This window comes from Mesorhizobium sp. M0340 (assembly GCF_040321535.1).
Classification (GTDB): domain Bacteria; phylum Pseudomonadota; class Alphaproteobacteria; order Rhizobiales; family Rhizobiaceae; genus Mesorhizobium.
Genome location: NZ_JAMYRR010000003.1, coordinates 108,690 through 135,109 on the forward strand (window position 1 = coordinate 108,690; position 26,420 = coordinate 135,109).

Below are 26,420 nucleotides of genomic sequence, written 5' to 3' on the forward strand. Positions count from 1 at the left end.
GTCAAGAGGCATGTTTTATACCGCGCGCTCTTGGCAGAACCCACGGGCAATGGCATCGCAGTGGTGGCGTTGGAACGAGGAGTGAAGCATGGCAGCGGCGAAACAAGTCATCGTCATCGGCGCCGGCATCATCGGCGCCTCCATCGCCTGGCACCTGACCAGGGCCGGAGCAAAGGTGACGGTCATGGCCGGCAGCGGTGCCGGCGGCGTCGCGACGCCGAATTCCTTTGCCTGGATCAATGCCAGCTGGGGTAATCCCCAGCCTTACTTCCGGCTACGGACTCGATCGATGGCCGAATGGACGCGATTGGCGAACGAAGTGCCCGGCATCCCGTTGCAATGGTGCGGTGGCCTGTGCTGGGACCTGCCCGCGGCCGAACTGGAAGCCTATGCCGCCGAACATTCCTTATGGGGCTATGGCATCGAGCGTGTCGACCGCGCCGCCGCAGCGCGCATCGAGCCAAACCTGACCGAGCTTCCCGACTTCGCCCTTTATGTCGCCAAGGAAGGTGTCGCCGAACCGCTCGCTGCTACGCAAGCGTTGCTGACCGACGCCGAACGACGCGACGCGCGGCTGCTGACGGGAGTTACCGCGACCGCGCTTGTGCAGGCCGGCGGCAGGATAGCCGGCGTCGATACATCCGGCGGGCGGATTGCTGCCGACGAGGTGGTGATCGCGGCCGGTGCCGGCTCTCCGGCACTAGCGGCAACAGCCGGGATAGAACTCCCGATCGAAACGCCACCCGGCCTGATCGTGCATTCGCGCCCCTACGAAAAGCTGCTCAACGGGCTGGTGATCGGCGACCGCCTGCATATGCGCCAGACAGCGGAAGGCCGCGTCATCGCCGGCTCGGATTTCGGCGGCGCCGATCCCGGCATGGATGCCGCGGCCACCGCCCGCGACCTGTTTGCAGCGATGAAGGCGATGCTGCGCGGCGCGGATGGGCTGGAACTCGATTTCCACACCGTTGGCTACCGGCCGACGCCGGTCGATGGCTTTCCCATCATAGGCCGCGCCGAAGGCACGGGCGGCGTCTACGTCGCCGTTATGCATTCCGGCATCACGCTGGCGCCGGCCGTCGGCCTGTTCGCCGCCCGCGAAATCCTCGATGGCGAGCGCGATCCGCTGCTTGATCCCTACGGGCTGGCGCGGTTTACTCAATAACCGGGCGGGCGGCGAAAGCCGCCGGCCAGCGGCTCGATTGCGCTGGCGATCCCGAGCAGGCGCGACTCCGACCAGCGTTTGCCAACAAGCTGTAGTCCGATGGGCAGGCCGTCGCGATCCTGTCCGCAGGGCAGCGACAGTGCCGGATGGCCGCTGTAGTTGAACACCGCGCCATAGGCCGGCAGCATCCAGTAGCTTTGCTTCTCGCCGTCGACCTCGATCGGCGTTCCCTGCTCGCAATGCGGGAAGGCGGTGACCATGGCGACCGGGCACAGCAAGGCGTCGCAACCGTCGAAGAACCGTTCCCATGCCAGGATGGAGCGGTCGCGGCGGGCGAGCGCCTCGAACCAGCGCGAGACCGGCGTCGGCGTCTCCGGTGGTTCGGGCTGCGCCGCCTCCAGCATCATGCCGATCAGGACGCCGCCCTGCTTCAGGTCGTCGTGCAGGTCGAGCTCGGGCAATTCGGCTTCCTCGACGATGGCGCCCGCAGCCTGAAGCTCTTTTGCCAGACTTTCGACCGCCGCGCTGATCTCGCCGGCCACTGGAAAGCCCGGAAAGGACGGCGCGACGGCAATGCGCAAATTTTTGAGGTCCAGCTCAGGCATGGTTTCGACCGGGACCGGCGCAAGGTCGGTATCGCTTCCATCCGGCCCGGCAATGAGGCCGTAGATGAGTGCCAGGTCCTCGACGCTGCGCGCCAGCGGTCCGAGGCAGGACATCAGCCGCACGCTGCGCGGCGCCCCGCCTGGATCGGGGAAGGCGCCGGCGAGCGAGACGCGGTGCTCGGTCGGCTTGAGGCCGTAGACGCCACAAAAGGCGGCCGGCAGCCGGATCGAATCCTGCATGTCGGTGCCGACCTCGAACGGCGTCATTCCGGTGCTGAGCGCCGCCGCCGCACCGCCACTTGAGCCGCCGGCGGTGCGCTGGAGATCCCAGGGATTGCCGGTGCGGCCGAATAGCGGATTGCTCGACTGCCAGTCACCGAGCATTGTCGCCACGTTCGTCTTGCCCACCAGTATGCCGCCTGCCGCCTTTAGCCGGGCAACGACCGAACTGTCTGCCCTCGGGGCATAGTCGGCGAAGGCCGGGAAGCCGACGGTGGTTCTCATGCCAGCGGTTTCGTGCGTGTCCTTCAGTGTGAACGGCAGGCCATGCAGCGGCCCAAGTGCCTCGCCGCGCGCCTGCGCTTCGTCGGCTTTCTTCGCTCGAGCGCGAGCCTCCTCCCTGTCGAGCGTGACGACGGCATTGGCCGCCTCATTGTGCCTGTCGATCTGCGCCAGATGCTCGTCCAGCACTTCTATTGCGGAAACCGTACGGTCGCGGATGGCCGCGGCCAGTTTGGTGGTCGAGGAAAAGACGATATCCATCATGACCGCTCCGGGCTATCGCGTCGCGCTCCTCAAAATGGTGGATTGCGGCGCGGCTTCAAGCCTGGCTCGGCATTTTGACGACGGCGGCGCTTGATCGGATTGCGCTGCCGGGATTTGTTGAGGGGGCGCTGTACCGCGGCCTCCCGCGATCGGCACCTCTACGGCTTACCGTCCCCTGTTATGCGTCCGTTCGTAGAGCTCACGGATGATGCCGCTTGCCGTGGTCTCGAACAGAAACGGCAAGAAAGCATGAATGAGCGCGGCAAAGGCCGCCATGAACAATCGCGACGAGAACCATGCGGCGAAAGCCATATGGCCGAAATAGCTCTCGCCGACCGCGGCCGGGTGAGAGGTGAAAAGTCTTGCGAGCCGTGCTGTCATGTCGATCCCTCCTGCCGGCATGAAGAGCCAGCGATGAATATCCTGCCACGGCTATCAGGGTCATCGGTCTCAAATTGTCCTTGTCTAAAGCCAAATTTTGGGACAAACATCCCGCATGATGGCGGAAATCGACGAAATAGACCGGAGATTGCTGGCCGAGCTGCAACGCGACGGCACGCTGTCCGTCGACCAGCTCTCGGCAAGAATATCGCTGTCGCGCAATGCCTGCTGGCGCCGGGTCAAGCGGCTGGAGGAAGACGGCGTCATTACCGGTCGGGTGGCACTGGTCGACGCCGACAAGCTCGGACTCGGGCTTTCGGTGTTCATCCTGATCCGCACCTCGAACCACGATCCCGACTGGCTGCAAAGATTCCGGGCGGCGGTGACCGGCTTTGCCGAGATCACCGGCGCCTACCGCATGTCCGGCGATCTCGACTATGTGCTGCGCGCCCGCGTCGCCGATGTGAAGGCCTATGACCGGCTCTACCAGCGGCTGATCGCCAAGGTGGCGCTGTCGGACGTTTCGGCCTCTTTCGTCATGGAGGAGATCAAGGAGACCACGGTCGTTCCGATGGAACTGCGCTGAGGCGGAACTGCGCTGAAAGAAAGCCGTTGATAGCATTGCCGCCGAGTTGACTGAACCGGCGTTCGCGACGATAGGATCAGCCTTATGCGCGCAGCACCTTATCCTACCTCCGTCATCGGTCCGGCTGTCGGTTTCGTCAGGCTGCCGCATGGCGAGGGCTTGCCGCTTCCCGCCTATGAGAGCTCGGGCGCCGCCGGCATGGACCTGCGCGCCGCCGTCCCCGACGACAGGCCGCTTTTGATCCTGCCCGGAAAGCGCGCGCTGGTGCCGACCGGGCTGGTCCTGGAAATTCCGGAGGGCGTCGAAGGCCAGGTCCGGCCGCGTTCGGGCCTCGCCTTCAAGCACGGGCTCACCTGCCTCAACACGCCGGGCACCATCGACAGCGACTATCGCGGCGAGGTCAAGGTGCTGCTGATCAATCTCGGCGACGAGGATTTCGCCGTGACGCGCGGCATGCGGATCGCCCAGATCGTCTTCGCCCCGGTAACGCAGGCGACCGTCGAGGAGCGCACATTGACCGGCGGCACGGCGCGCGGCTCGGGCGGCTTCGGATCGACCGGCACTGCTTGATGAAAATACCCAAACTCGTCATCTTCGATTGCGACGGGGTTCTGGTCGATACCGAGAACCTGGCCAATCGGCGCCTCGCCGAATGGCTGACCGCGGCAGGCTTTCCGGCCAGCTTCGAATATTGCCGCAAGAATTTCTCCGGCCGCAGCATGGTCTCGGTGCAGAAGGAAGTCGAGGCGACCGGCGTCAGCCTTGGCGCCGAGTTTGTCGAGCGCTGGAACGCCGGCCTGCCGGACCTGTTCGCGCATGGCGTCGAGGCCATCCCCTACGTTCGCGAGTTCATCGAAACCGTGCACGCCGCCGGCATCGCCACCTGCGTCGCCTCGTCGGCACGGGTGTCGAAAATGCACATCACACTCGGCCAGACCGGGCTGCTGCCGCTGTTCGAGCATGCGCTGTTCAGCTCGACCATGGTCTCGCGCGGCAAGCCGTTCCCCGACCTCTTCCTGCATGCAGCAGCGACGATGGGCTTCGCGCCCGCCGACTGCATCGTCATTGAGGACAGCGTCGCCGGGACGACAGCCGGCATCGCCGCCGGCATGCGCGTCTATTCCTACCACGGCGACCCGCTTTCCGACCGCGATGGACTGATCGAAGCTGGCGGCATCCTGTTCGACGACATGCGTGAACTGGCCGGGCTGGTGCCGATCCACTGACCGGCAGGCTGCATGCGCATCCGGTCTCAGACCGGGCGCGGGGCTCCAAGTACTCGGTCGACCGTGTCGCGTATGAGAGTGCGCAGCTTGGCCGGCCTGTCGAGATGACTGACGACAAGGAGGCCGTCGGCCGCCACCGTTAGCGCGTCCGCTGTGCGGTCCGGATCGGGATTTGCGTCCGCGATCAGCAGATCCCTGAGGATACCCCACTTCCAGTGACGATGCTTATCGATCGCCTGGCGAACCGGGCTGCTGGGATCCGGATATTCAGCGGCGGCATTCTGAAACGGGCAGCCGCGGTAGCCCGGCTGATCTGCCGCATCGGCGATGAGATCGAATATCGCAAGAATCGTCTGCCGAGGTGGCCGCCGCCCAAGCTTCGCGATTGCCGCCCGTCCTCCCTTGCTGAGCTCCTCGATGTAGGCGCGGACCAGATCGTCCTTGGCTGCGAAATGATGATAGAACGTCGCCTTGGCAACGCCGGCCTCGGCGATGATGCGGTCGATGCCGACTGCGCGCACCCCCTCCAGAGAAAACAGCGCGGTCGCCGTATCGAGGATGCGACGGCGCGCAAGACTTTCGGGACGATCGTTGATTCGGGCTGCGGACATGCCTTGACTATATAGCAGACAGGTCTGTATACATCCATATGTAGACAGACAGGTCTACCTACTAATGAAGGAAAGGCGAACATGGCTTCGATAGTCAGGGAAATCATCGTAGATGCTTCACCGGAAAGCGTATGGGCGACGGTCGGCGACTTCGCCGGCGGCGCCCAACGGATAGCCCCAGGCGTTTTCGTCGACTGCAGGGTGGATGAGGACGACGTACGGGCCCTTACTTTCGCCGACGGCAAGATTGTGCGAGAGCGGCTCATCGCCCGCGACGAGCAGAGCCGGCGCATCGTGTGGGGGTGGCTCGGCGATGAGGTCACTCACGATAACACCTCCATGCAGGTCTTTGCCGAGGGCGAGGGCCGGAGCCGCCTGGTCTGGATCCATGACACTCTGCCGGACGAACTCGGCGCGTGGCTCGCAGCCGCCATGGATCAGCTGGTGCCTGTTTTCCAGCAGACCCTGGCGAGCCAAGCCAAACCAACATAGCGAGGCAACGCCAGGTGTTTCCTCTTGGCCACAAAATGCTCTAGCTTGCGCGCGCCCGACATAACGAGCGCGCGCATGGCCTTCTCCCTGCTTCGTTTCATCCTTGCCTGCCTGCTGCTGCCCTGTCTTTGGACGACGGCCAGCGCCGAGGCCGTCAGTTTCCCGGAGCTCGGCAGCGCTGTCCCCGGCCACGGCGATGTCACCTATCTCGACCTCGCCAGGATGGTCATTCCCGATCTGGCCGCGGACAAGGACGGCTTTTTCCGGGGTTCGACGCCGATCGAGATGCGCCACATCGCTGGTCCGGACTACGACGGCTCCCCGCCGGCGACATCAGGTCTTTCCAACGCCGGCGTGCTCGGCATCAAGGCCGGCGGCAAGGAGCGGCTGACCATGCTGTTCGACCTTGGCGACTCGCCTGACAGCGCCGAGGGCTATGCCGTGCTGGCACTCTACGACATCACCGGCAAGCCGGCGCTGCTCGACGCGGTCAATGTCGCCGTCGACCGCATCACCTATCTTCGCGATCCGGGCAAGCTGGCGATCGGGCCTGGTGACGACGCTATCATCAGCATGAGCATGCATTTCAATTCGAGCCAGGGCTATGGGATCACGCCGCTGATCATGGTTCGCAACGACAGGTTCGAGCTGATCGACATGATTTATACGTTCGACGAAAACCTCTGCACTCAAAGGCGGACACAGAATGCGGCGTTCCAGGTGATGGCCGACGGCCAGCCTTATGCGGCCATCAAGGTCACAGTGACCGACGCGACGCTACCGGGAGAAGAAAGCTGCGACGGCCAGCAGCCGCCAAAGGCGTCTTCGCGCGACATTTCCGTCACCTATCATTGGGACAAAAATGCTTCGCGCTACGTCAAGGATTCCGATGCGCTGGACCGATTGGCAGATGACAACGCCAAACGCTTCTGAGCCAACCGCATTTGTTTGCCCGGCGCCTTCCGCCGGGCTAGAATTTGCCTCACATTCTGCACTGGAGGGGAGCATCCATGGACAAGGGTAAGATTTTTCGCGACCTGCATGCCTCGATCTTCGTCATGGCCAATTCCTGGGACGTCGGGACGACCAAGCTCTTGGCTTCGTTCGGCTTCAAGGCGCTGGCCACGACCAGCGCCGGCTTTGCCTTTTCGCGCGGCCTGCCCGATGGTGCGGTGACGTTCGAGGCGATGATCCATCATTGCCGTGAAGTGTCGGCGGCGACCGGGCTGCCGGTTTCGGCCGATCTCGAAAAGGGCAAGGGCGACAGCGCAACAAGTGCCGGCGAGACCATCTTCGCCGCCGAGGCGGCTGGCCTCGCCGGCTGCTCGATCGAGGACCATACTGGCGAGCCCGACAAGCCGATCTATGATTTTGCGCATGCCGTCGAGCGCGTCGCGGCGGCTGCAGAAGCGGCACGGGCACTGAAACGCGATTTCGTCTTCACCGCGCGGGCCGAGAATTTCCTGTGGGGCAAGCCCGATCTTGACGATACGATCAAGCGGCTGCAGGCCTTCGAGAAGGCCGGCGCCGACGTGCTCTATGCACCGGGGCTGGGCGACATCGAGATGGTGCGAACCGTCTGCTCGGCGCTGACCAAGCCGGTCAACGTCATGGCCAGGCCCGGCTTCACCATCGCCGACCTGGCCACGGCGGGGGTAAAGCGCGTCTCGCTCGGTCCATGGCTCACCAATTTCGCCTTCGGCATGCTGGAGACCGCGGCGCGCGAGATCCAGCAGGATGGCACCTTCGGCTTCACCCGCGCGGCCATGCCGTTCGGCAAGCTGCAGGCGCTGTTTGCCAAATCTTCAGCCTAGCTCGGGCCGACGAATGACCCTCACCGTCGTCGACATGCACACCGGCGGCGAGCCGCTGCGGATCGTCACCGGCGGCTACCCTGATATTCCCAAGGGCACGATCCTCGAAAAGCGTGCCTATGTGCGCGACCATCTCGATCATCTCAGAAAGGTCCTGATGTTCGAGCCGCGCGGCCATTACGACATGTATGGCGCGCTGCTGGTGGAGCCCGACCTGCCGGGCGCCGACCTCGCGGTGCTGTTCATGCACAATGAGGGCTATTCGACGATGTGCGGCCACGCCATCGTCGCGCTCGGCCGCTACGCCGTCGACGAGCGGCTGGTGGCGCCACGCGAGCCGCTGACGACCGTCAACATCGAGGCGCCATGCGGGCTGATCTCGGCTGCGGTCGAGGTGAGGGATGGCAAGGCCGGTGCGGTGTCCTTCGAAAGCGTGCCGGCGTTTCTGTTCGCCCGCGACCGGCGGATCGAGCTGCCGGGCTATGGTCCGGTCGGCTTTGACATCGCCTATGGCGGCGCCTTCTATGCGCTCGCCGACTGCCGCCAGTTCGGGCTGGAATTCGGCAGGAATCGGGTGCGCGATTTCGTCGATGCAGCGACCGCGCTGACCGATAAGCTCAAGGCCGAATTGCCGCTGTCGCATCCCGATCACGCCGATCTCGCCTTTCTCTACGGCACCATCCTGACCGACGGACAGGATGGGTTCTCCGATACGCCGACCAAAAACATCTGCGTTTTCGCCGAAGCCGAGGTCGACCGTTCGCCGACCGGCTCGGGCGTCACCGCGCGGCTGGCGGCAATGCACGCCAAAGGCCAGATCGAGATTGGCCGGACGCGGCTGTTCGAGAGCATCGCCGGCTCGCGCTTTTCCGGCGCGGTCGCACGCACGGCCACAGCCGGGCCGCATGATGCCATCATCGCCCGCGTCGGCGGCCGCGCCTATTACTCAGGACGGGCCGAATTCATCGTCGAGGACGATGATGACCTGGGCAGGGGTTTCCTGCTGCGCTAGCTCCCTTCCCGCGCCGAGATCGCCTTGTGCAGATGCACCATCATGGCGGCGGCGAACAGCGGCGTCAAAAGGTTGAGCAGAGGCACGGCCAGGAAAGCGGCGACGACCAGCCCGGCCAGGAATACGGTGACCGCGTGCTTTCTGCGCAGCGCCCTGGCCTCGGCCTCCGGGCGAAAGCGCATGGTGGCGAACTCGAAGAACTCGCGCCCGAGCAGATAACCGTTAACGATGAAAAAGGCGGCGATGTTGATGCCCGGCACCAGCAGAAGCAGCAGAGCGATGATGTTGCCGAGGATGACGACGCCGAAGAACCTGATCGCCAGCACCAGCGAGCGCAGCGCCGGCACGGCGCGGCCGGGCGGATCGTTGGGATAGTCGGTGCGCTCGACCACTTCGGCGACGTCGTCAAGGAACAGGCCGGCGATGATTGCCGTCACCGGCGCGATAAAAAGCGCCAGCCCCAGCGCAAGGCCGACGCCGGCGACGACGGCGCCCAGCCATCCGGCCCAGGAGGGAAGGGCGGGCAGCCATGCATCGATCCACGGCCAGGCCAGCCATTCGAACAGGCTCTTTATCCCGAACCACAGCGCCGCCAGTGCCAGCAAGGTCAGCCCCAGTGTCTTCACGAACACGGAACGGAATTCGGGCGAGAACAGCCGGCTCAAGGCGGCGCGGGCGGCGTCGAGGATCACGGCGTTTCCAATTCCATGTCAAACATGCCCGTGGCTGATATCTCCGAATAGGCGGAGACCGCCCAAGTCGCAAGCGCGGCTTCCTAGCGCGCGACCTTCGCCTGGGGAATGGTCATCGCCGCCACGCCGACGACGACCAGGGCCATTCCCCACCACGCGCTCGGACCAAGGCTTTCGCCAAGGAACACGGCTCCGATATCAACGCCGATCGGCACCCGCAGATAGGCTTGCGAGGTGGTGCCGACGGAGCCCAGCGTATGGAGGAGGCGGAAATAGATCGAGAAGGCCAGCGCGGTCGAAAACACCGAAAGCCCGAGCAGCGCAAGGACCGAAGTTGTCGACGGCGCCAGGGTCCATGGCCGGTCGAACGCAAGGCTCAACGGGATCAGCATCGCGGCGCCGCAGAGCATCGAACCGGCGGCCGGCACCATCGGGTCGAGCCCCCTGAAGCCGCGGCCGAAAACGGCAGCGCCGGCGTAGCAGATCGTCGCCGCGACCACGGCAAGTTGCGGCAAAAATTGCTGTCCGAGGCCGCCAAGCGCTGGGGCGCCGACAACGAGGCATATTCCGGCGATTCCCGCCGCGACACCGAACAGCTTGCGCATGGTCGCCGGTTCATGGCGGGTGATCAGGGCGGTCAGCAAGAAGGTGAAGATCGGCGAGGTCGCATTCAGGATCGTGGCCAGCCCGGCATCCAGCGAGCGCTCGGCCCAAGCGATCAGCGTGAACGGCACGACGCTGTTGAGGCATGCCTGGAATGCAAACCGGCGCCAGCTTGCGGCATCACGCGGCAAGGCCAGCCCGCGCCAGCGGATCAGGGCGAACAGGATGCCACCCGCGACCAGGGTTCGCGCGGCGATCAATGTCACTGGCGGGATCGTCGCGACGCCGATCTTGATGAAGCTGTAGGATGCGCCCCACAGCAGCGCCAATACGACGAGCAGCACCAGCTCGATCCTCGTGTCGGTTTTCATGGACATGGCCGGCTGGAACCTCTGGGCATCGCTCATCTCAGCGATGCTTGTAAGCCAGGCACGCGGGAAATGCTTCGGCCGCCATCCAACGATGGTCGCTATGCTGACATTCGTCGGATCGCCGCTAGGCAAAGCCGCATCAAATCGCTAGACCCGCCCGCGCCCGGCGTGGCAGAAAGCCGGTGGCTTTTGGCGGAGACATGAATTGATGCCGGACTATGACGTGCTTTGTATCGGAAATGCCATCGTCGACATCATCGCCCAGTGCGACGAGGCGTTCCTGGAGACCAACGGCATCATCAAGGGCGCGATGAATTTGATCGACACAAGGCGCGCCGAACTGCTCTACAGCCGCATGGGCCCGGCCATCGAAGCCTCGGGCGGCAGCGCCGGCAACACGGCGGCGGGCGTTGCCTCCTTCGGCGGTCGCGCCGCCTTCTTCGGCAAGGTCTCCAACGACGCGCTCGGCGAAATCTACGCGCATGACATCCATGCCCAGGGCGTCGCCTTCGACACCAAGCCGCTCAACGGCGAACCGCCGACGGCGCGCTCGATGATCTTTGTCACGCCGGACGGCGAGCGCTCGATGAACACCTATCTCGGCGCTTGCGTCGAACTCGGCCCGGAGGACGTCGAGGCCGACAAGGCGTCGGGCGCCGCCGTCACCTATTTCGAAGGCTATCTGTGGGACCCGCCGCGCGCCAAGGAAGCGATCCGGCAGACGGCGAAACTCGCCCACGCCGCCGGCCGCGAAGTGTCGATGACGCTGTCGGATTCGTTCTGCGTCGACCGCTACCGCGACGAATTTCTGGACCTGATGCGCTCGGGCACCGTCGACATCGTCTTTGCCAACAGCCACGAGATCAAGGCGCTCTACCAGACCGCCTCCTTCGACGAGGCGCTGGCCCAGATCCGCAAGGACTGCAAGATCGCCGCCGTCACCCGCTCGGAAATGGGCTCGATCATCGTGCGCGGCGACGAGACCGTCACCATCGAAGCGACCAGGATCCGCGAGCTGGTCGACACGACAGGCGCCGGCGACCTCTACGCCGCCGGCTTCCTCTACGGCTACACGCAAGGCCGCGGCCTGAAGCAGTGCGGCGACCTCGGCTCGCTGGCGGCCGGGCTGGTCATCCAGCAGATCGGCCCAAGGCCACGGCAGAATCTGCGCCGCGAGGCCGAACAGGCGGGGTTGCTGTAGCGCGGCGCCTCTTCCCTTCTCCCCTTCTTGTGCCTTCTTGTGGGAGAAGGTGGATCGGCGCGCAGCGCCGAGACAGATGAGGGGTGTTGGAAGGAATGCCGTCCGAGCCAAGCTGGAGCACCCCTCATCCGTCGCCTTCGGCGACACCTTCTCCCACAACAAGGGGAGAAGGAAGAGGTGCCGCTACGTGCTCCTCAAGCTCCCGCGCTATACGCCGCGATCGCCGCCATATTCACGATATCGCTGTCCTTGGCATTGAGCGAGACGATCTGAACCGGCTTGTTCAGGCCGACCAGCAGCGGGCCGATGACGGTCGAGCCGCCGAGCTCTTGCAGCATCTTGGTCGAGATCGAGGCCGAGTGGAAGGCCGGCATCACCAGCACGTTGGCCGGGCCGGTCAGCCTGATGAACGGATATTGCGCCATGGCACGGGCGTTGAGCGCCACGTCGGCGGCCATTTCGCCGTCATACTCGAAATCGACGCGGCGCTTGTCGAGGATGCGCACCGCTTCCTGGACGCGCTCGGAGCGCTCGCCCTGCGGATGGCCGAAGGTCGAATAAGCGAGCATGGCGAGCCTCGGCTCGTAGCCCATGCGGCGGGCAAAGCCGGCGGCCTCCTCGGCGATGTCGGCGATCTGTTCAGCATTCGGCATGTCGTGCACGGCGGTGTCGGCAACGAGGACGGTGCGGCCCCGCGCCAGCACGATCGACACGCCGATAACGCAGTGGCCGGGCCTTGCGTCGATGACGCGGCGGATGTCATCGAGCGCCGTCGAATAGTTGCGGGTGACACCGGTGACGATGCCGTCGGCATCGCCCAGCGCCACCATGCAGGCGGCGAAATGGTTGCGGTCGTTGTTGATCAGCCGCTGGCAGTCGCGGAACAGGAAGCCTTTGCGCTGCATGCGCTCGTAGAGATAGTCGGCGTAGACCGAGTTGCGCCGCGACAGCCGCGCATTGATGATCTCGATGCCTTGCTTGCCGAGGTCGATGCCGGCGTTCCTGGCGTTTTCCTTGATGATGTCGTCGCGGCCGAGCAGGATGGCGGTGCCGAGCCGCTGGTTCACATAGGAGACGGCGGCGCGCATCACCTGCTCCTCCTCGCCCTCGGCAAAGACGATGCGCTTGGGCTGGCGGCGCACCCGGTCGTAGATGCGCTGCAGCGTCGATGCGATCGGGTCGCGGCGGGCGGAAAGCTCCTGCGCGTAGCGGTCCAGATCGAGGATCGGCTTGCGGGCGACGCCGGAGTCCATCGCCGCCTTGGCGACCGCGATCGGGATCGCCGAGATCAGGCGCGGATCGAACGGCACCGGGATGATGTAGTTTGGACCGAATTTCGGCCGCATGCCCTGATAGGCGGCGGCGACGTCGTCGGGCACGTCCTGGCGCGCCAGTTCGGCGAGCGCTTTGGCCGCGGCGATCTTCATGTCGTCGTTGATGGTGGTCGCCCGCACATCGAGCGCGCCGCGGAAAATGTAGGGGAAGCCAAGCACGTTGTTGACCTGGTTGGGATAGTCGGACCGCCCCGTCGCCATGATGGCGTCGGTGCGGATCTCGGCGACCTCCTCCGGCGTGATCTCGGGGTCGGGATTGGCCATGGCGAAGATGATCGGGTTCTTGGCCATCGACTGCACCATCCTGGTGGTCAGCGTGCCCTTGGCCGAGAGGCCGAGGAACACGTCGGCGCCGTCCAGCGCTTCGGCCAGCGAGCGCGCACCGGTTTTCACGGCGTGCGCCGATTTCCACTGGTTCATGCCTTCGGTGCGGCCCTGGAAGACCACGCCCTTGGTGTCGCACAGGATGATATTTTCTGGCGCAAAGCCCATCGCCTTCATCAGTTCGATGCAGGCGATGCCGGCAGCGCCGGCGCCGTTGCAGACCATTTTCGTGGTCTTCATGTCGCGGCCGGTGATTTCCAGCGCATTGATCAGGCCGGCGGCCGAAATGATGGCGGTGCCGTGCTGGTCGTCATGGAAGACCGGTATGTCCATCAGCTCGCGCAGCCGCTGCTCGATGATGAAACACTCCGGCGCTTTGATGTCCTCGAGGTTGATGCCGCCGAAGGAGGGGCCGAGAAAACGCACGCAGTTGATGAATTCGTCGGCATCCTCGGTGTCGACCTCGAGATCGATGGAATCGACGTCGGCGAAGCGCTTGAACAGCACCGCCTTGCCTTCCATCACTGGCTTCGAAGCAAGCGCGCCGAGATTGCCGAGGCCAAGGATGGCGGTACCGTTGGAGATGACGGCGACCATGTTGCCGCGAACCGTATAGTCGAAGGCGCGGCTCGGATCCTCGGCAATGGCGAGAACCGGCACGGCGACGCCCGGCGAATAGGCGAGGCTGAGATCGCGCTGCGTCGCCATCGGTTTTGTGGCGACGATCTCCAGCTTGCCCGGCCGCCCCATGGCATGGAATTCCAATGCCTCCTGGGCGCTGACGGAGGGCCCGTTGCTTTCGGATTTCTTGGCCATGATGCTTTCGGTTCCTCGCCCGTACGGCACCGCTTGGGATGGGTGCGCATGCTTTCTTTTGTGGAAGGTTCGGGATTAAGGCTACACTTCGCCGCTGTAAACCGCCAAGCATGGCCTGGAAAATTTTGGAAGCAGCTTCTTGAACGACGAGACGCCCATTCGAAGCGACAACGCCACGCCGGCCTTCGCGCCTGCGACGCCGATGATGGAGCAGTATATCGAGATCAAGGCGGCGAACACGGATTCGCTGCTGTTCTACCGCATGGGCGATTTCTACGAGCTGTTCTTCGACGACGCCGAGAAAGCAAGCCGGGCGCTCGGCATCGTGCTGACCAAGCGCGGCAAGCACCAGGGGCTCGACATCCCGATGTGCGGCGTGCCGGTGCATGCCGCCGACGATTATCTGCAGAAGCTGATCGGACAGGGGTTCCGCGTCGCCGTCTGCGAGCAGATCGAGGATCCGGCGGAGGCCAGGAAGCGCGGCGGCAAATCGGTGGTGCGCCGCGACGTGGTGCGGCTGGTAACGCCCGGCACCATCACCGAAGACAAATTGCTGGCGCCGTCGGAATCGAGTTTTCTGATGGCGCTGGGACGGGTCAAGGGCGGGGCCGAGCATTCCTTTGCCTTGGCCTGGATCGAGATCTCGACCGGTGTCTTCCGCGTCGCCGAGACCACCGCCGACCGGCTGCTCGCCGATGTCTTCCGCGTCGACCCGCGCGAGCTGATCGTCGCCGAGCCGGTGTTTTACGACCCGGAGCTGAAACCGGTCTTCGACGTGCTCGGCCGCGTCGCCAGCCCGCAGCCGCCGTCGCTGTTCGATTCGGCTTCGGCCGCCGGCCGCATCGCCCGCTTCTTCGAGGTGGCGACCCCTGACAGTTTCGGCTCGTTTTCGCGCGCCGAGCTGTCGGCGATCTCAGGCGTCATCGCCTATGTCGAAAAGACGCAGAAAGCCGAGCGGCCGCCGCTGTCGCGGCCGGAGCGCGAGGAGCAGGGCTCGACGCTGTTCATCGACCCGGCGACGCGCGCCAACCTGGAACTGCTGCGCACGCTGTCCGGCAGCCGCGACGGATCGCTGTTCAAGGCGATCGACCGCACGGTGACCGGCGGCGGTGCAAGGCTGCTCGCCGACCGGCTGATGGCGCCGCTGACCGATCCGGCGGCAATCGCTGCAAGGCTGGACTCGGTGTCGTTCTTCCGCTCCGAGACGCGCCTTTGCCAGGCGGTGCGGGCAAGCCTGAAGAGCGTTGCCGACATGCCGCGCGCGCTGTCCAGGCTGGCGCTCAACCGCGGCGGCCCGCGCGACCTCGGCGCGCTGCGCGCCGGTTTCGAAGCGGCCGGCGCCATCGCCGAACTGTTCGGCCAGATCGCCTTGCCGGGCGAACTGGCCGCGGCATTGGGAGCTATCAAGGCGCTGCCCAATGAACTGGCGGCGCATCTGGCGCAGGCGCTGAGCGACGAGCTGCCGTTGCTCAAGCGTGACGGCGGCTTCGTCCGCGGCGGCTACCACGCCGAACTCGACGAGATGCGGGCGTTGCGCGACGAGTCGCGAAAAGTGATCGCCGGGCTGGAGCGCTCGCTGATCGACGAGACCGGCATCCGCTCGCTGAAGATCAGGCACAACAATGTGCTGGGCTATTATATCGAAGTCACCGCCAATCATCATGCGCTGATGACCGGCAGCGACGGCGCCAGGGCGCGCTTCATCCATCGCCAGACCATGGCCAACGCCATGCGCTTCACCACCACCGAACTCGCCGAGCTGGAAACCAAGATCGCCAACGCGGCCGACCGGGCGCTGGCGATCGAGCTTGCCGCTTTCGAGGCGCTGACGGCGCAAGTGGTCGGCCACGCCGACAGGATCCGTGCCGGCGCCGAAGCGCTCGCCGTGCTCGACGTTTCGGCCGCACTTGCCTTGCTTTCTGAGAGCGAGGCCTGGTGCCGGCCGCTGGTCGATGCGAGCCTTGCCTTCGAGATTTCGGGCGGACGCCACCCGGTGGTCGAACAGGCGCTGCGGCGTTCCGGCGAAGGCCCGTTCGTCGCCAATGATTGCGATCTGTCGCCGCAAGGCGATGCCAAGACCGGCGCGATCTGGCTGCTGACCGGCCCCAATATGGGCGGCAAGTCGACCTTCCTCAGGCAAAACGCGCTGATTGCCATCCTTGCCCAGACCGGCTCCTTCGTGCCCGCGGCATCAGCCCATATTGGCGTCGTCGATCGGTTGTTTTCGCGGGTCGGCGCCTCCGACGACCTGGCGCGCGGCCGCTCGACTTTCATGGTCGAGATGGTCGAGACGGCGGCGATCCTCAACCAGGCAGGCGAGCGCGCACTGGTCATCCTCGACGAGATCGGCCGCGGCACCGCCACTTTCGACGGCCTGTCGATTGCCTGGGCGGCGGTCGAATATCTGCACGAGAAGAACCGCTGCCGGGCGATCTTCGCCACGCATTTCCACGAAATGACGGCGCTGGCCGGGAAACTTACACGGCTCCACAACGTCACCATGCGGGTCAAGGAATGGGAAGGCGACGTGGTCTTCCTGCACGAGGTTGGCAAGGGTGCGGCCGACCGTTCCTACGGCGTCCAGGTGGCGCGGCTGGCCGGCCTGCCGGAAGCCGTCGTCGGCCGGGCTAAGGAAGTGCTGCACCAGCTCGAAGCCGGCGAGGTCTCGGGCAAGGCCAACCGTCTGGTCGACGACCTGCCGCTGTTTTCTGTGGCGGCGCAGCGGGAAGCGTCGAAGCCGGCGAAGAGTGATGGGCTGGGTTTGGCGCTAGCGGAGATCAATCCCGACGAGATGACGCCAAGGGAGGCGCTGGAGGCGCTGTACAGATTGAAGGGGATGCTGGCGAAGTAGGGCTTCTGCAATCGGAGCGGCGTCGCCGAAACCGCCAATCTCCCCCACGAGGGACCCACGAGGGGGAGATTGGCAGCTTCACCCTCAAATCATCGCCAAGCCCGACTTCCGCCTCGGCGGTGGGAAGGCGCGGTCAATTTCGGCGAAATCTTCGCTCGTGAGCTCGATGTCCAACGTCGCGGCATTCTGCCGGATATGCTCCGGGCGGCTGGCCTTCGGAATGGCGATCACGCCCTCCTGCGCCATCACCCATGCAAGTGCGATCTGCGCCGGCGTCGCACCGTGGCGGGCGGCGATGGCATCTAACCTGGCGTTGCGCGCCAATACCCCCTGATCGACCGGCGAATAGGCCATCAGCGGCATGCCGCGTTGCCGGCTCCACGGGGCGAGGTCGAACTCGACGCCGCGCTGCGACAGATTGTAGAGCACCTGGTTCGTCTGGACGTTGCCGCCGGCCGGCAACCGAACCAGCTCTTCCATCTCATCGGTATCGAAATTGCTGACGCCCCAATGGCGGATCTTGCCGGCCGCCTTCAACGCTTCGAACGCCTCGACCGTTTCCATCAAAGGAACGCTGCCCGGCCAATGCAAGAGATAGAGATCGATGCGGTCGGTGGCGAGATGCCTCAGGCTGTTCTCGCAGGCCCGTTTCACGCCTGCGCGCGAGGCATTGGACGGCAGCACTTTGGAGACCAGGAAAACCTCGTCGCGGTGCCCGGCGATGGCCTCCGCCACCACCTGCTCGGCACCGCCGCTGGCATACATTTCGGCGGTGTCGATCAGCGTCATGCCGAGATCCAGCCCTAGCTTCAGGGCATTGGCCTCGTCGGCGCGGCGGCGGCCGTCCTCGCCCATCTTCCAGGTGCCCTGGCCGAGCACCGGCACGGCTTCGCCGCAGGGCAGGGTGGTCGTTCTTATCGTCGATGGCATGGCGTGCTCCAGTCCGAGGCCCGGGTAGCACCATAGCCGCCAAGGGAAATCCAGGTGAAGCAGAAATCCAGGTGAAGCCTCTCGCCGACAGCGTGACGCCTACTTCACCGGATGGGCGGCGAGCCAGTCTTGCATCTGCTTGATCTCGGCTTGCTGCGCGGCGATCACCGCTTGCGCCAGCTTGCGGATTTCCGGATCCTTGCCATTGGCGAGCTCGATCTTGGCCATATCGATGGCCGCCTGGTGATGCGGGATCATGCCGCGGGCGAAATCGACATCGGCATTGCCGGAATATTCGATTGCCATCATGTCGGTATGCATCTTGTCCATCGCCGCCTTGTAGCCCTCGGTCGAGGGGCTCTGCGCGCCCATTGCGCCCATGTCGTGCTTCATCTCCTCGGCTTGTGCCGGAACGCTTTCGAGGAAAACAGCAAGCAGCATTCCCGCCGCCATCATCAGCAGCACGATCTTCTTGGCCAAGGTCATTCATCGTCTCCTTTTTGAACAGGGTCTATCTGGAAGTTTTACTCAGAGTTTCAACGTCCTGAGCCGCAATGCGTTGGCGATGACCGAAACCGAAGACAGGCTCATCGCCGCCGCCGCGAGCATCGGCGACAACAGCGTGCCGGTGAGCGGATAGAGCACGCCGGCAGCGACCGGCACGCCAAGCACATTGTAGAGGAAAGCGAAAAACAGGTTCTGGCGGATGTTGCGGATCGTCGCGCGGGCCAGCGTCCTGGCCCTGACGATGCCGTTGAGATCGCCCTTGACCAGCGTTATTCCTGCACTTTCGACCGCAACATCGGCGCCTGTGCCCATCGCGATGCCGACATCGGCGGCGGCAAGTGCGGGCGCATCGTTGACGCCATCGCCGGCCATGGCGACGCCCGCACCGCCGGCACGCAATTCCTCGACCAGCGCGTTCTTCTGTTCGGGCAAAAGCCCGGCACGCACCGCGTCGATGCCGAGCTTGGCTGCGATGGCCTTGGCGGTGCGCTCATTGTCGCCGGTCGCCATGACGATCTTCAGCCCACTGTCATGCAGCGCCCTGATCGCCTCGGCGGTCGTCGCCTTGATCGGGTCGGCGACGGCAACGAGGCCGGCGAGCTTGCCTGCGACAGCGACGAACATCGCGGTCTTGCCGTCGGCCTGCAGCGCCTCGGCACTGGCCAGGACCGATGCCGTGTCGATGCCGAGATCGGCCATCATCGCGGCATTGCCGAGCGCCACTTTCTGTCCCGAGACCGTGCCGGAAACGCCCTTGCCGGTGACGGCCTCGAAGCCGCTCGCGTCGGGGACCTTCACGTCGCGTTCGTGGGCACCGTCGACGATAGCCTCGGCCAGCGGATGCTCCGAGCCTTTTTCCAGCCCGGCGGCGAGCGCCAGCAGCTCGTCCTGTGCCATACCCTCGACGGCGACGACGTCGGTCAGTCGCGGCCGGCCTTCCGTCAGCGTTCCCGTCTTGTCGACGATCAGCGTGTCGACCGAGGCAAAACGTTCTAGCGCCGCCGCTTCCTTGATCAGCACGCCGGCATGCGCGCCGCGTCCGGTGGCGGTCATGATCGACATGGGCGTGGCAAGGCCGAGCGCACACGGACAGGCAATGATCAGCACCGAGACTGCCGCGACGATGGCAAAGACCAGGCTGGGTTGCGGTCCGATGATCGCCCAGGCGACGAACGCAATGATCGCGACCAGCACGACAGCCGGGACGAAGTAGAACGAGACGCGGTCGGCCAGCCCCTGGATCGGTGCGCGTGAACGCTGCGCCTTGGCGACCAGCTCGACGATGCGTGCCAGCGTCGTCTCGGCGCCGATCTTTTCGGCGCGCATGACCAGCGAACCGTTCTTGTTGAGCGTGCCGCCGGTGAGGTTGTCGCCTTCGGTCTTTTCGACCGGCAGCGGCTCGCCCGTGATCATCGATTCATCGATGGAGGAGCGTCCTTCGAGCACAATGCCGTCGACCGGCACGGCATCGCCGGGGCGGATGCGCAAGCGGTCGCCGGCCTTGATCGTATCGAGCGGCACGTCGTTTTCGGAACCGTCCGCGCCGATCAGCCGCGCCGTCGTCGGCGCCAGGTCGAGCAGCGCACGGATCGCCGACCCGGTTTTCTCGCGGGCGCGCAATTCCAGCACCTGGCCGAGGAATACCAGCGCGACGATCACCGCCGCCGCCTCGAAATAGACCGGCACGGTGCCGTCATGGCCGCGGAACTGGTGCGGAAAGAGGCCCGGAAACAGGGTGGCGACGATGCTGTAGAGATAGGCGGCACCGACGCCGAGTGAAATCAGCGTCCACATATTGGGGCTGCGGTTGAGGATCGAATCCCAGCCGCGGTGGAAGAACGGGAATGCCGCCCACAGCACCACGGGGCTGGCCAGCGCCAGTTCCAACCAGACCTTCGCACGGTCGTCGATGAAGGCCTGGAACGTCAGGCCGAGCATCGGTGCCATGGCGATGACCAGCAACGGCACGGACAGCACCGCGCTCACCCAGAAGCGCCTGGTGAAGTCGACCAGTTCGGGGTTCGGTCCCTCGTCCCCGGTAGGCACCCCCATCGGCTCCAGCGCCATGCCGCAGATCGGGCAGGAGCCGGGCTTGTCGCGGATGATTTCCGGGTGCATCGGGCAGGTGTATTGCGTGCCCTTGGGCATCGCCTGCGGCGCCGGCCTGTCGCCGAGATACTTTGCCGGCTCGGCCTCGAATTTCGCCTGGCAAGCGGCGGAGCAGAAATAGAAACCCTGGCCCGCGTGCCGCAAAAAGTGCCTGGCCGTGGCGCGGTCGACGCTCATGCCGCAGACGGGATCGCTGGCCGTCAGGTATTTTTCCGGCTCGGCGATGAATTTCGAGCGGCAGCTTTCGCTGCAGAAATGATAGCGATGGCCGTCGTGCTCGGCCGTCGGCTTGCCGGCGGCCGGATCGGCGGTCATGCCGCAGACCGGATCGCGGGCGACGGCGTCCGCAGCAGAGGAGGCGCCTTTTGCCGAGCAACAGCTGCCATGGGCGTGATGATGGTGGTCGGAATGCGTCATGCCGAAAGCCCCTGTATTTCGATGTTGCGGCGGAGGTAGTGCTTCCAGTAACTGGAAGGTCAAGGGCCGATTTTCGATTTTTCGCGGCCAATCCCAAGCCGAACCGGCTGCGGGCACGAGACGATCGTCCTGTTCCACCGCTGCGGAGAACGCATCCGTCAGCCCCATACCCAGCGCCGCGAAAACGCGCTATAGACGCCGCCGAAACGGCGAGGCCGAACGGCATCTATGGCAAGAATATCACTGAAGCTCGAGGAATTGGTCGACGGCGAAGCCTTGCGTCGCGAGATGACCGAACTGACCGCGGCCACGGCAGGCGACGGTTCGGGCAAGGCCGCGCGCAGCGGTGTTCTCAAGCTCCTCAAAAGCCAACTCGCCGACGGCCGCACGGTCGCCGAACGCATGCTGATGGACGACGGCAGCGGCACCGCCTGCGCCGCCCGGCTGTCGCATCTGATGGACGAGATTATCCGCGCGCTCTACGATTTCGCCGCCACCCACGTCTATCGCGTGAAAAACCCGTCATCCGCCGAGCGCATGGCGGTCGTCGCCGTCGGCGGCTACGGCCGCGGCACGCTGGCGCCGGGCTCCGACATCGATCTCCTGTTCCTGCTGCCCTACAAGCAGACGCCGTGGGGCGAGCAGATTGTCGAATACATGCTCTACATGCTGTGGGATCTGGGGCTGAAGGTCGGCCACGCCACGCGCAACATCGACGAATGCCTCAGACTGTCGCGCACCGACGTCACCATCCGCACCTCGATCCTGGAAGCGCGCTTCCTATGGGGCGAGCAAAAACTCTATGACGAGCTTCTGCAGCGCTTCGACCACGAAGTGGTGCGCACCACCGGCCCCGAATATGTCCAGGCCAAGCTCGCCGAACGCGACGAGCGCCACGCCAAGGCCGGCGAGAGCCGCTATCTGGTCGAACCCAACGTCAAGGACGGCAAGGGCGGCCTGCGCGACCTGCAGACGCTGTTTTGGATCGGCAAATATTTCTACCGGGTGCGCACCGGCGAGGAACTGGTCGAAAAGGGTGTCTTCACCGACGCCGAATACAGGGAATTCCAGAAGGCCGAGGACTTCCTGTGGGCGGTGCGCTGCCACATGCATTTCCTCACCGGCAAGGCCGAGGAGCGGCTGCATTTCGACATCCAGCGCGACATTGCCGAGCGGCTCGGCTACACCACCCATCCCGGCCTGTCGGCGGTCGAGCGCTTCATGAAGCACTACTTCCTCGTCGCCAAGGACGTCGGTGACCTGACCCGCATTTTCTGCGCCGCGCTCGAGGAGGAGCAGGCCAAGCATGTGCCGGGCTTCAACCGCATTTTCCTCACCTTCTCGCGGCGCAAACGCAAGCTCGCCGGCACGGCCGATTTCATCGTCGACAACCACCGCATCAACATTGCCGACGACGAGGTGTTCGAGCGCGATCCGGTCAACCTGCTCAGGCTGTTCTGGTTTGCCGACAGGCACGGCCTGGAATTCCACCCCGATGCGCTGAAGCTTCTCACCCGTTCGCTCGGCCTCGTCGGCAAGGCGCTCAGGCGCGACGAGGAGGCCAACCGGCTGTTCCTCGATATCTTGACCTCGGACCGCAACGCCGAGCTCAATTTGCGGCGCATGAACGAGGCCGGACTGCTTGCCAAGCTGATCCCGGACTTCGGCAAGATCGTCGCCATGATGCAATTCTCGATGTACCACCACTACACGGTGGACGAGCATTTGATCCGCTGCATCGGCGTACTGGCCGAGATCGAACGCGGCGACGGCGAAAAGGTCCATCCGCTCTCCCACTCGCTGATGCCGGGGCTGAAGAAGAGCCGCGAGGCGCTCTATGTCGCCGTGCTGCTGCACGACATCGCCAAAGGCAGGCCGGAGGACCATTCGCAAGCCGGCGCCAGGATCGCCCGGCGCATCTGCCCGCATATGGGGCTCTCGCCGGCCGACACCGAAACGGTTGCCTGGCTGGTCGAGAACCACCTCGTCATGTCGATGACGGCGCAGACCCGCGATCTCAACGACCGCAAGACGATCGAGGACTTTGCCGCCATCGTGCAGTCGGTCGAACGGCTGAAGATGCTTTTAGTGCTTACCGTCTGCGATATCCGTGGCGTCGGGCCTGGTGTCTGGAACGGCTGGAAGGGCCAGTTGCTGCGCACGCTCTACTACGAGACCGAGCTTTTGTTGACCGGCGGGTTTTCGGAGGTGTCGCGCGCCAAACGGACGGCGGCGGCGCGCGAACAACTGGCCGAGGCGCTTGCCGACTGGCCGGAAAAGGCCCGCAAGCGTTATGTCGGCCAGCACTACGAGAACTATTTGCTGGCGGTCGATCTTCCCGACCAGCTCCGCCATGCCGAATTCATCCGCGAGGCCGACCATGCCGGCAAGAAGCTCGCCACCATGGTCAAGACTCACCAGTTCGAGGCGGTGACCGAAATCACCGTGCTGGCGCAGGACCATCCGCGCCTGCTCTCGGTGATTGCCGGCGCCTGTGCTGCGGCCGGCGGCAACATCGTCGACGCGCAGATCTTCACCACCTCGGATGGCCGCGCGCTCGACACCATCCTGATCTCGAGGGAGTTCGACCGCGACGAGGACGAGCGCCGCCGCGCCGAGCGCGTCGGCCGGCTCATCGAAGACGTGCTGTCGGGCAAGAGCTGGCTGCCTGAAATGATCGAGAAGCGCACCAAGCCGCGGCGCGGCGCCAAGGTTTTCCGTATCCCGCCACGTGCCGAGATCCGCAACACCCTGTCGAACCGGTTCTCGGTGATCGAAGTCGAGGGGCTGGATAGGCCGGGCCTTCTGTCGGAGATCACCGGCATGTTGTCGGACCTGTCGCTCGACATCGCCTCGGCCCACATCACCACCTTCGGCGAAAAGGTCATCGACACGTTCTACGTCACCGATCTCACCGGCCAGAAAATCGACAGCCCGTCGCGTACGGCGACCATCCGCAACAGGCTGATCGCGGTGCTCGAGGGCACGGCGTCCGAGCGCGGCAAGACCAAAACGGCCGCCGAGTGACTGTTACCTTCCATTTGCCCCAATCCCACAGGCAGTCTTCAAGCGCATGAGCCTTGTCAAGAAATTCGCCACGGTCGCTTCCGGCACGCTGATGAGCCGGGCTCTCGGCTTCGGCCGCGAGATGCTGATGGCCGCCGCACTCGGCACCGGGCCTATCGCCGACGCGTTCAACGCCGCCTTCCAGTTCCCCAACACCTTTCGCCGGCTGTTTGCCGAAGGCGCTTTCAATGCCGCCTTCGTGCCGCTGTTCGCCAAGGAGATCGAGACGCACGGCACCGACGGCGCCAAGCGCTTTTCCGAAGAGGTGTTCGGCGTCTTGTTCACGGCGCTTCTGGTGCTGACCATTGCCATGGAACTGGCGATGCCGCTGATCGTGCGCTACTTGGTGGCGCCGGGCTTTGCCGATACGCCGGGAAAATTCGAAACGACGGTGGCGCTGGCGACCGTCATGTTCCCCTACCTGATCTGCATGTCGCTCGGCGCCATGATGGCCGGCATGCTGAACTCGCTGCGCCGCTACTTCGCCGCCGCGGTTGCACCGGTGTTCCTCAACGTCATCCTTATCGCCGTGCTCGCCTATGCCTGGTACAACGGTTCGGACGCCCGCACCGTTGGTTTCGGCCTGGCCTGGGGTGTGCTGGCGGCCGGCCTGGTGCAGCTGGCGATCGTCTGGGCGGCGGTGCGCCATGCCGGCATCTCGATCGGCTTCCGGCGGCCGAAGATGACGCCGAACGTCAAGCGGCTGCTGATCCTGGCGCTGCCGGCGGCTATCACCGGCGGCATCACCCAGATCAACCAGCTGATCGGCACCGCGATCGCGTCGGCGCAGGACAGCGCGGTGTCGTCGCTGGCCTATGCCGACCGCGTTTACCAGCTGCCGTTGGGCGTCGTCGGCGTCGCCGTCGCCATCGTGCTTCTGCCGGAACTGTCGCGGGCGCTGAAATCAGGCAATCTGGTCGAGGCCGCCAATCTGCAGAACCGCTCGGTCGAGTTTACCCTTTTCATGACCTTGCCGGCGGCGGCCGCGCTGCTGGTCATGTCCGAGCCGATCGTGCGGCTGGTCTATGAGCGCGGCGCCTTCGCCGCCAACAATTCGACGGCGACGGTCGCGGCAATCCTGGCGATCTTTGGCCTCGGCTTGCCGGCCTTCGTGCTGATCAAGGCGTTCACCCCGGGCTATTTCGCCCGCGAGGACACGCGCACACCAATGATTTTTGCCGCCATCTCGGTGGCGGTTAACATTACGACGGCACTGACGCTGTTTCCGACGATGGGCGCGCCCGGCATTGCCGTTGCCTCCGCTGTCGCCGGCTGGGTCAATGCGGCGATGCTGCTCGCCGTGCTGATCCGGCGCGGCCATTGGGGCCGCGACGTGCCGCTCATGAAGCGCATCCCGCGACTGGTGCTGTCGGCGGCGGTGATGGCCGCGGCGCTCTATTTTGCCGAACACTGGTTCGCCGCAAGTCTCGGCTCCGGCTCGCCGCTGGTGATCAAGGCGGTAACCCTGCTTGCGCTCGTCGCCGGCGGGGCGCTGCTTTACTTCGTCATCGCCTTCGCCACTGGCGGCGCCGATTTCGGCATGATCCGCCGCAATATCGGGCGGAAGGCGTCCCAGCCGGTCAAGCAACAGTCTCCAGATCCGTGAAGCGGAATTCGTCCGCCGTCGAAAGCATCGGAACGGCGTAGTAGCGCGCGCAAGCGTAGTGGAAACAGTCGGCCAGGTTCAGGCGGCCAGCGTTGTTGCGAAACCGCGATGCAGCCTCAACAGCCAGAGATGCTGCGTCAGAGGCAGGCGGAAGCTCCCGCAAGGTGATTCCACGCTCTTCGAGAAAACGGCTGACTATTTTGAGGCTTGTGGCGACCGGGATGGCTAGCTTTTCCGATCGCGAAAGCGCCATCGCGGCTTCCCAAACCGCGATAGCCGACGTGAACGGAGCCGACGCTTTCATGACCGCCCTCGCGCAGCGCTGGGCTTCGGTCTCGTTGCTCAGTATTGCAACGATAGCGGCTGCATCGATGAACATCAGTCTTCACCGGACAATTCGTCGTAGACCGAGCGCGGGAGCGGCTTGCGCGCCTGCTCGCTCAGCTCAATACCGAATTCAGCTCGGAGCCGTGCCGCCGTCTCCAGCGGCGTCTCGCGATTGCGCCGGCGCTCCAGAGCTTCGCGCATGGCGATCATGATCGCCTCGGTGATCCCGACCCCCTCAAGCCTGGCAAAAGCCCGCGTCAGGCTGTCCGCTTCCTTGTTATTGATGTTGATCGTCATTGTTTTGGTTCCCATGTAGCAACTATTATGTAGCTATCTACATCAATCCGTCAACGTGGCGTGCTGAGCCAAATCGAAGCGATTGCCAAGGCGAGCTATTTTGTTCTTGCTTTGTGCCGGCAGCTATGCTACTAATTTCGGTATGGTGCTGATTGGCGCCGAGAACCCGCCGCAAGGCGGTTTTTTGTTTCTGGTCGGCGCCACCCCCTTCAAACAGCCTTCTGCTCGGCCGAAGTCAAAGCCCTGCGTAACGCAGCTGACGCCCTCTTGATCGTCTCCTCGCTCTCGTCCATAAGCGCGCCGTCGCAAGAC

At 64.7% G+C, this 26,420-nt stretch carries 23 protein-coding genes; 12 read left to right on the forward strand and 11 right to left on the reverse strand.

Features of this window, described 5'->3' with window-relative positions; translation table 11 throughout:
• Positions 1-88 precede the first annotated feature (88 nt).
• On the forward strand, positions 89-1,165 hold the full coding sequence (locus NKI79_RS05280) for an NAD(P)/FAD-dependent oxidoreductase (protein ID WP_352800287.1): 1,077 nt from the start codon (positions 89-91) through the stop codon (positions 1,163-1,165).
• Here the strand turns inward: NKI79_RS05280 and NKI79_RS05285 are convergent.
• Together NKI79_RS05285 and NKI79_RS05290 are read right to left on the reverse strand one after the other, a co-directional pair.
• Positions 1,159-2,532, reverse strand: coding sequence for an amidase (locus NKI79_RS05285; protein WP_352800603.1), 1,374 nt, complete (start codon positions 2,530-2,532; stop codon positions 1,159-1,161). The genes NKI79_RS05280 and NKI79_RS05285 overlap by 7 nt on opposite strands.
• 168 nt (positions 2,533-2,700) lie before the next feature.
• Positions 2,701-2,916 carry a DUF6356 family protein gene (locus NKI79_RS05290; RefSeq protein WP_023717932.1) on the reverse strand — a complete coding sequence of 72 codons (216 nt, stop codon included), beginning with the start codon at positions 2,914-2,916 and terminating at the stop codon, positions 2,701-2,703.
• 115 nt (positions 2,917-3,031) lie between these two features.
• Here NKI79_RS05290 and NKI79_RS05295 point away from each other — a divergent pair, with 115 nt between their 5' ends.
• The 3 genes from NKI79_RS05295 (at position 3,032) to NKI79_RS05305 (ending at position 4,728) form a co-directional block, all read left to right on the forward strand.
• The gene (locus tag NKI79_RS05295; RefSeq protein ID WP_254816142.1) at positions 3,032-3,502 is read left to right on the forward strand and encodes an Lrp/AsnC family transcriptional regulator; all 471 of its coding nucleotides are present in this window, start codon (positions 3,032-3,034) and stop codon (positions 3,500-3,502) included.
• A gap of 84 nt (positions 3,503-3,586) precedes the next feature.
• Entirely contained in the window at positions 3,587-4,072 is a 486-nt protein-coding gene (gene dut / locus NKI79_RS05300) for a dUTP diphosphatase (protein ID WP_352800290.1), read from the forward strand.
• The gene (locus NKI79_RS05305) at positions 4,072-4,728 is read left to right on the forward strand and encodes an HAD family hydrolase (protein ID WP_352800292.1); all 657 of its coding nucleotides are present in this window, start codon (positions 4,072-4,074) and stop codon (positions 4,726-4,728) included. The genes dut and NKI79_RS05305 overlap by 1 nt, the downstream gene beginning before the upstream one ends.
• 26 nt (positions 4,729-4,754) lie before the next feature.
• Here NKI79_RS05305 and NKI79_RS05310 read toward each other — a convergent pair whose 3' ends face one another.
• On the reverse strand, positions 4,755-5,339 hold the full coding sequence (locus NKI79_RS05310; RefSeq protein WP_254816145.1) for a TetR/AcrR family transcriptional regulator: 585 nt from the start codon (positions 5,337-5,339) through the stop codon (positions 4,755-4,757).
• Positions 5,340-5,420: 81 nt separating this feature from the next.
• Here NKI79_RS05310 and NKI79_RS05315 point away from each other — a divergent pair, with 81 nt between their 5' ends.
• The 4 genes from NKI79_RS05315 (at position 5,421) to NKI79_RS05330 (ending at position 8,657) form a co-directional block, all read left to right on the forward strand.
• The gene (locus tag NKI79_RS05315) at positions 5,421-5,831 is read left to right on the forward strand and encodes an SRPBCC family protein (RefSeq protein ID WP_352800293.1); all 411 of its coding nucleotides are present in this window, start codon (positions 5,421-5,423) and stop codon (positions 5,829-5,831) included.
• A gap of 75 nt (positions 5,832-5,906) precedes the next feature.
• Positions 5,907-6,764: a hypothetical protein gene (locus NKI79_RS05320; protein WP_352800295.1), complete on the forward strand. Its 858-nt coding sequence runs from the start codon at positions 5,907-5,909 to the stop codon at positions 6,762-6,764.
• Positions 6,765-6,841: 77 nt separating this feature from the next.
• Complete coding sequence (locus tag NKI79_RS05325; protein ID WP_352506934.1) at positions 6,842-7,645, forward strand: isocitrate lyase/PEP mutase family protein; 804 nt, start codon at positions 6,842-6,844, stop codon at positions 7,643-7,645.
• 13 nt (positions 7,646-7,658) lie between these two features.
• The gene (locus NKI79_RS05330; protein WP_352800296.1) at positions 7,659-8,657 is read left to right on the forward strand and encodes a proline racemase family protein; all 999 of its coding nucleotides are present in this window, start codon (positions 7,659-7,661) and stop codon (positions 8,655-8,657) included.
• Here the strand turns inward: NKI79_RS05330 and NKI79_RS05335 are convergent.
• Both NKI79_RS05335 and NKI79_RS05340 read right to left on the reverse strand, forming a co-directional pair.
• Positions 8,654-9,349, reverse strand: a complete 696-nt coding sequence (locus NKI79_RS05335; RefSeq protein WP_352800297.1) for a sulfate transporter family protein — start codon at positions 9,347-9,349, stop codon at positions 8,654-8,656. The two genes, NKI79_RS05330 and NKI79_RS05335, sit on opposite strands and share 4 nt — an antisense overlap.
• A gap of 83 nt (positions 9,350-9,432) precedes the next feature.
• Positions 9,433-10,323 (reverse strand): DMT family transporter, encoded by an 891-nt coding sequence (locus NKI79_RS05340; RefSeq protein ID WP_502909787.1) that lies wholly within the window; start codon positions 10,321-10,323, stop codon positions 9,433-9,435.
• Positions 10,324-10,531: 208 nt separating this feature from the next.
• Between NKI79_RS05340 and NKI79_RS05345 the strand changes: the two genes are divergently transcribed.
• Complete coding sequence (locus NKI79_RS05345) at positions 10,532-11,524, forward strand: adenosine kinase (protein WP_352800300.1); 993 nt, start codon at positions 10,532-10,534, stop codon at positions 11,522-11,524.
• A 194-nt stretch (positions 11,525-11,718) separates the two neighbouring features.
• Here NKI79_RS05345 and NKI79_RS05350 read toward each other — a convergent pair whose 3' ends face one another.
• Positions 11,719-13,998 carry an NADP-dependent malic enzyme gene (locus NKI79_RS05350; RefSeq protein ID WP_254816156.1) on the reverse strand — a complete coding sequence of 760 codons (2,280 nt, stop codon included), beginning with the start codon at positions 13,996-13,998 and terminating at the stop codon, positions 11,719-11,721.
• Between the two features lie 202 nt (positions 13,999-14,200).
• Between NKI79_RS05350 and mutS the strand changes: the two genes are divergently transcribed.
• The gene (mutS, locus tag NKI79_RS05355; protein ID WP_352800605.1) at positions 14,201-16,849 is read left to right on the forward strand and encodes a DNA mismatch repair protein MutS; all 2,649 of its coding nucleotides are present in this window, start codon (positions 14,201-14,203) and stop codon (positions 16,847-16,849) included.
• Between the two features lie 84 nt (positions 16,850-16,933).
• On the opposite strand, the gene NKI79_RS05360 is transcribed toward mutS, so the two are convergent.
• From NKI79_RS05360 to NKI79_RS05370, 3 genes are all read right to left on the reverse strand, one after another.
• Positions 16,934-17,779 carry an aldo/keto reductase gene (locus NKI79_RS05360; RefSeq protein ID WP_352800302.1) on the reverse strand — a complete coding sequence of 282 codons (846 nt, stop codon included), beginning with the start codon at positions 17,777-17,779 and terminating at the stop codon, positions 16,934-16,936.
• 99 nt (positions 17,780-17,878) lie between these two features.
• On the reverse strand, positions 17,879-18,265 hold the full coding sequence (copM, locus tag NKI79_RS05365) for a CopM family metallochaperone (protein ID WP_254816158.1): 387 nt from the start codon (positions 18,263-18,265) through the stop codon (positions 17,879-17,881).
• Positions 18,266-18,307: 42 nt separating this feature from the next.
• Positions 18,308-20,812 carry a heavy metal translocating P-type ATPase gene (locus tag NKI79_RS05370; protein WP_352800304.1) on the reverse strand — a complete coding sequence of 835 codons (2,505 nt, stop codon included), beginning with the start codon at positions 20,810-20,812 and terminating at the stop codon, positions 18,308-18,310.
• A 228-nt stretch (positions 20,813-21,040) separates the two neighbouring features.
• Here NKI79_RS05370 and NKI79_RS05375 point away from each other — a divergent pair, with 228 nt between their 5' ends.
• Positions 21,041-23,839, forward strand: a complete 2,799-nt coding sequence (locus NKI79_RS05375) for a [protein-PII] uridylyltransferase (protein ID WP_352800306.1) — start codon at positions 21,041-21,043, stop codon at positions 23,837-23,839.
• 46 nt (positions 23,840-23,885) lie between these two features.
• Positions 23,886-25,484: a murein biosynthesis integral membrane protein MurJ gene (murJ, locus tag NKI79_RS05380; protein ID WP_352800308.1), complete on the forward strand. Its 1,599-nt coding sequence runs from the start codon at positions 23,886-23,888 to the stop codon at positions 25,482-25,484.
• On the opposite strand, the gene NKI79_RS05385 is transcribed toward murJ, so the two are convergent.
• Positions 25,459-25,863 carry a type II toxin-antitoxin system VapC family toxin gene (locus NKI79_RS05385; protein WP_352800310.1) on the reverse strand — a complete coding sequence of 135 codons (405 nt, stop codon included), beginning with the start codon at positions 25,861-25,863 and terminating at the stop codon, positions 25,459-25,461. The two genes, murJ and NKI79_RS05385, sit on opposite strands and share 26 nt — an antisense overlap.
• Positions 25,863-26,108 carry a type II toxin-antitoxin system VapB family antitoxin gene (locus NKI79_RS05390; protein WP_254816163.1) on the reverse strand — a complete coding sequence of 82 codons (246 nt, stop codon included), beginning with the start codon at positions 26,106-26,108 and terminating at the stop codon, positions 25,863-25,865. The genes NKI79_RS05385 and NKI79_RS05390 overlap by 1 nt, the downstream gene beginning before the upstream one ends.
• Between the last annotated feature and the right edge of the window lie 312 nt (positions 26,109-26,420).

Bases quoted from the DNA above. Each gene is read 5' to 3' on its own strand.
- NKI79_RS05340 (WP_502909787.1), bottom strand. From the start codon at position 10,323: ATGAAAACCGACACGAGGATCGAGCTGGTGCTGCTCGTCGTATTGGCG.
- NKI79_RS05370 (WP_352800304.1), bottom strand. From the start codon at position 20,812: ATGACGCATTCCGACCACCATCATCACGCCCATGGCAGCTGTTGCTCG.
- NKI79_RS05385 (WP_352800310.1), bottom strand. From the start codon at position 25,863: ATGTTCATCGATGCAGCCGCTATCGTTGCAATACTGAGCAACGAGACC.
- NKI79_RS05345 (WP_352800300.1), top strand. From the start codon at position 10,532: ATGCCGGACTATGACGTGCTTTGTATCGGAAATGCCATCGTCGACATC.
- NKI79_RS05360 (WP_352800302.1), bottom strand. From the start codon at position 17,779: ATGCCATCGACGATAAGAACGACCACCCTGCCCTGCGGCGAAGCCGTG.
- copM (WP_254816158.1), bottom strand. From the start codon at position 18,265: ATGACCTTGGCCAAGAAGATCGTGCTGCTGATGATGGCGGCGGGAATG.
- NKI79_RS05375 (WP_352800306.1), top strand. From the start codon at position 21,041: ATGGCAAGAATATCACTGAAGCTCGAGGAATTGGTCGACGGCGAAGCC.
- NKI79_RS05325 (WP_352506934.1), top strand. From the start codon at position 6,842: ATGGACAAGGGTAAGATTTTTCGCGACCTGCATGCCTCGATCTTCGTC.
- NKI79_RS05390 (WP_254816163.1), bottom strand. From the start codon at position 26,108: ATGACGATCAACATCAATAACAAGGAAGCGGACAGCCTGACGCGGGCT.
- NKI79_RS05310 (WP_254816145.1), bottom strand. From the start codon at position 5,339: ATGTCCGCAGCCCGAATCAACGATCGTCCCGAAAGTCTTGCGCGCCGT.
- NKI79_RS05290 (WP_023717932.1), bottom strand. From the start codon at position 2,916: ATGACAGCACGGCTCGCAAGACTTTTCACCTCTCACCCGGCCGCGGTC.
- NKI79_RS05350 (WP_254816156.1), bottom strand. From the start codon at position 13,998: ATGGCCAAGAAATCCGAAAGCAACGGGCCCTCCGTCAGCGCCCAGGAG.
- NKI79_RS05330 (WP_352800296.1), top strand. From the start codon at position 7,659: ATGACCCTCACCGTCGTCGACATGCACACCGGCGGCGAGCCGCTGCGG.
- NKI79_RS05285 (WP_352800603.1), bottom strand. From the start codon at position 2,532: ATGGATATCGTCTTTTCCTCGACCACCAAACTGGCCGCGGCCATCCGC.
- NKI79_RS05320 (WP_352800295.1), top strand. From the start codon at position 5,907: ATGGCCTTCTCCCTGCTTCGTTTCATCCTTGCCTGCCTGCTGCTGCCC.
- NKI79_RS05305 (WP_352800292.1), top strand. From the start codon at position 4,072: ATGAAAATACCCAAACTCGTCATCTTCGATTGCGACGGGGTTCTGGTC.
- NKI79_RS05315 (WP_352800293.1), top strand. From the start codon at position 5,421: ATGGCTTCGATAGTCAGGGAAATCATCGTAGATGCTTCACCGGAAAGC.
- NKI79_RS05280 (WP_352800287.1), top strand. From the start codon at position 89: ATGGCAGCGGCGAAACAAGTCATCGTCATCGGCGCCGGCATCATCGGC.
- murJ (WP_352800308.1), top strand. From the start codon at position 23,886: ATGAGCCTTGTCAAGAAATTCGCCACGGTCGCTTCCGGCACGCTGATG.
- NKI79_RS05295 (WP_254816142.1), top strand. From the start codon at position 3,032: ATGATGGCGGAAATCGACGAAATAGACCGGAGATTGCTGGCCGAGCTG.
- dut (WP_352800290.1), top strand. From the start codon at position 3,587: ATGCGCGCAGCACCTTATCCTACCTCCGTCATCGGTCCGGCTGTCGGT.
- mutS (WP_352800605.1), top strand. From the start codon at position 14,201: ATGATGGAGCAGTATATCGAGATCAAGGCGGCGAACACGGATTCGCTG.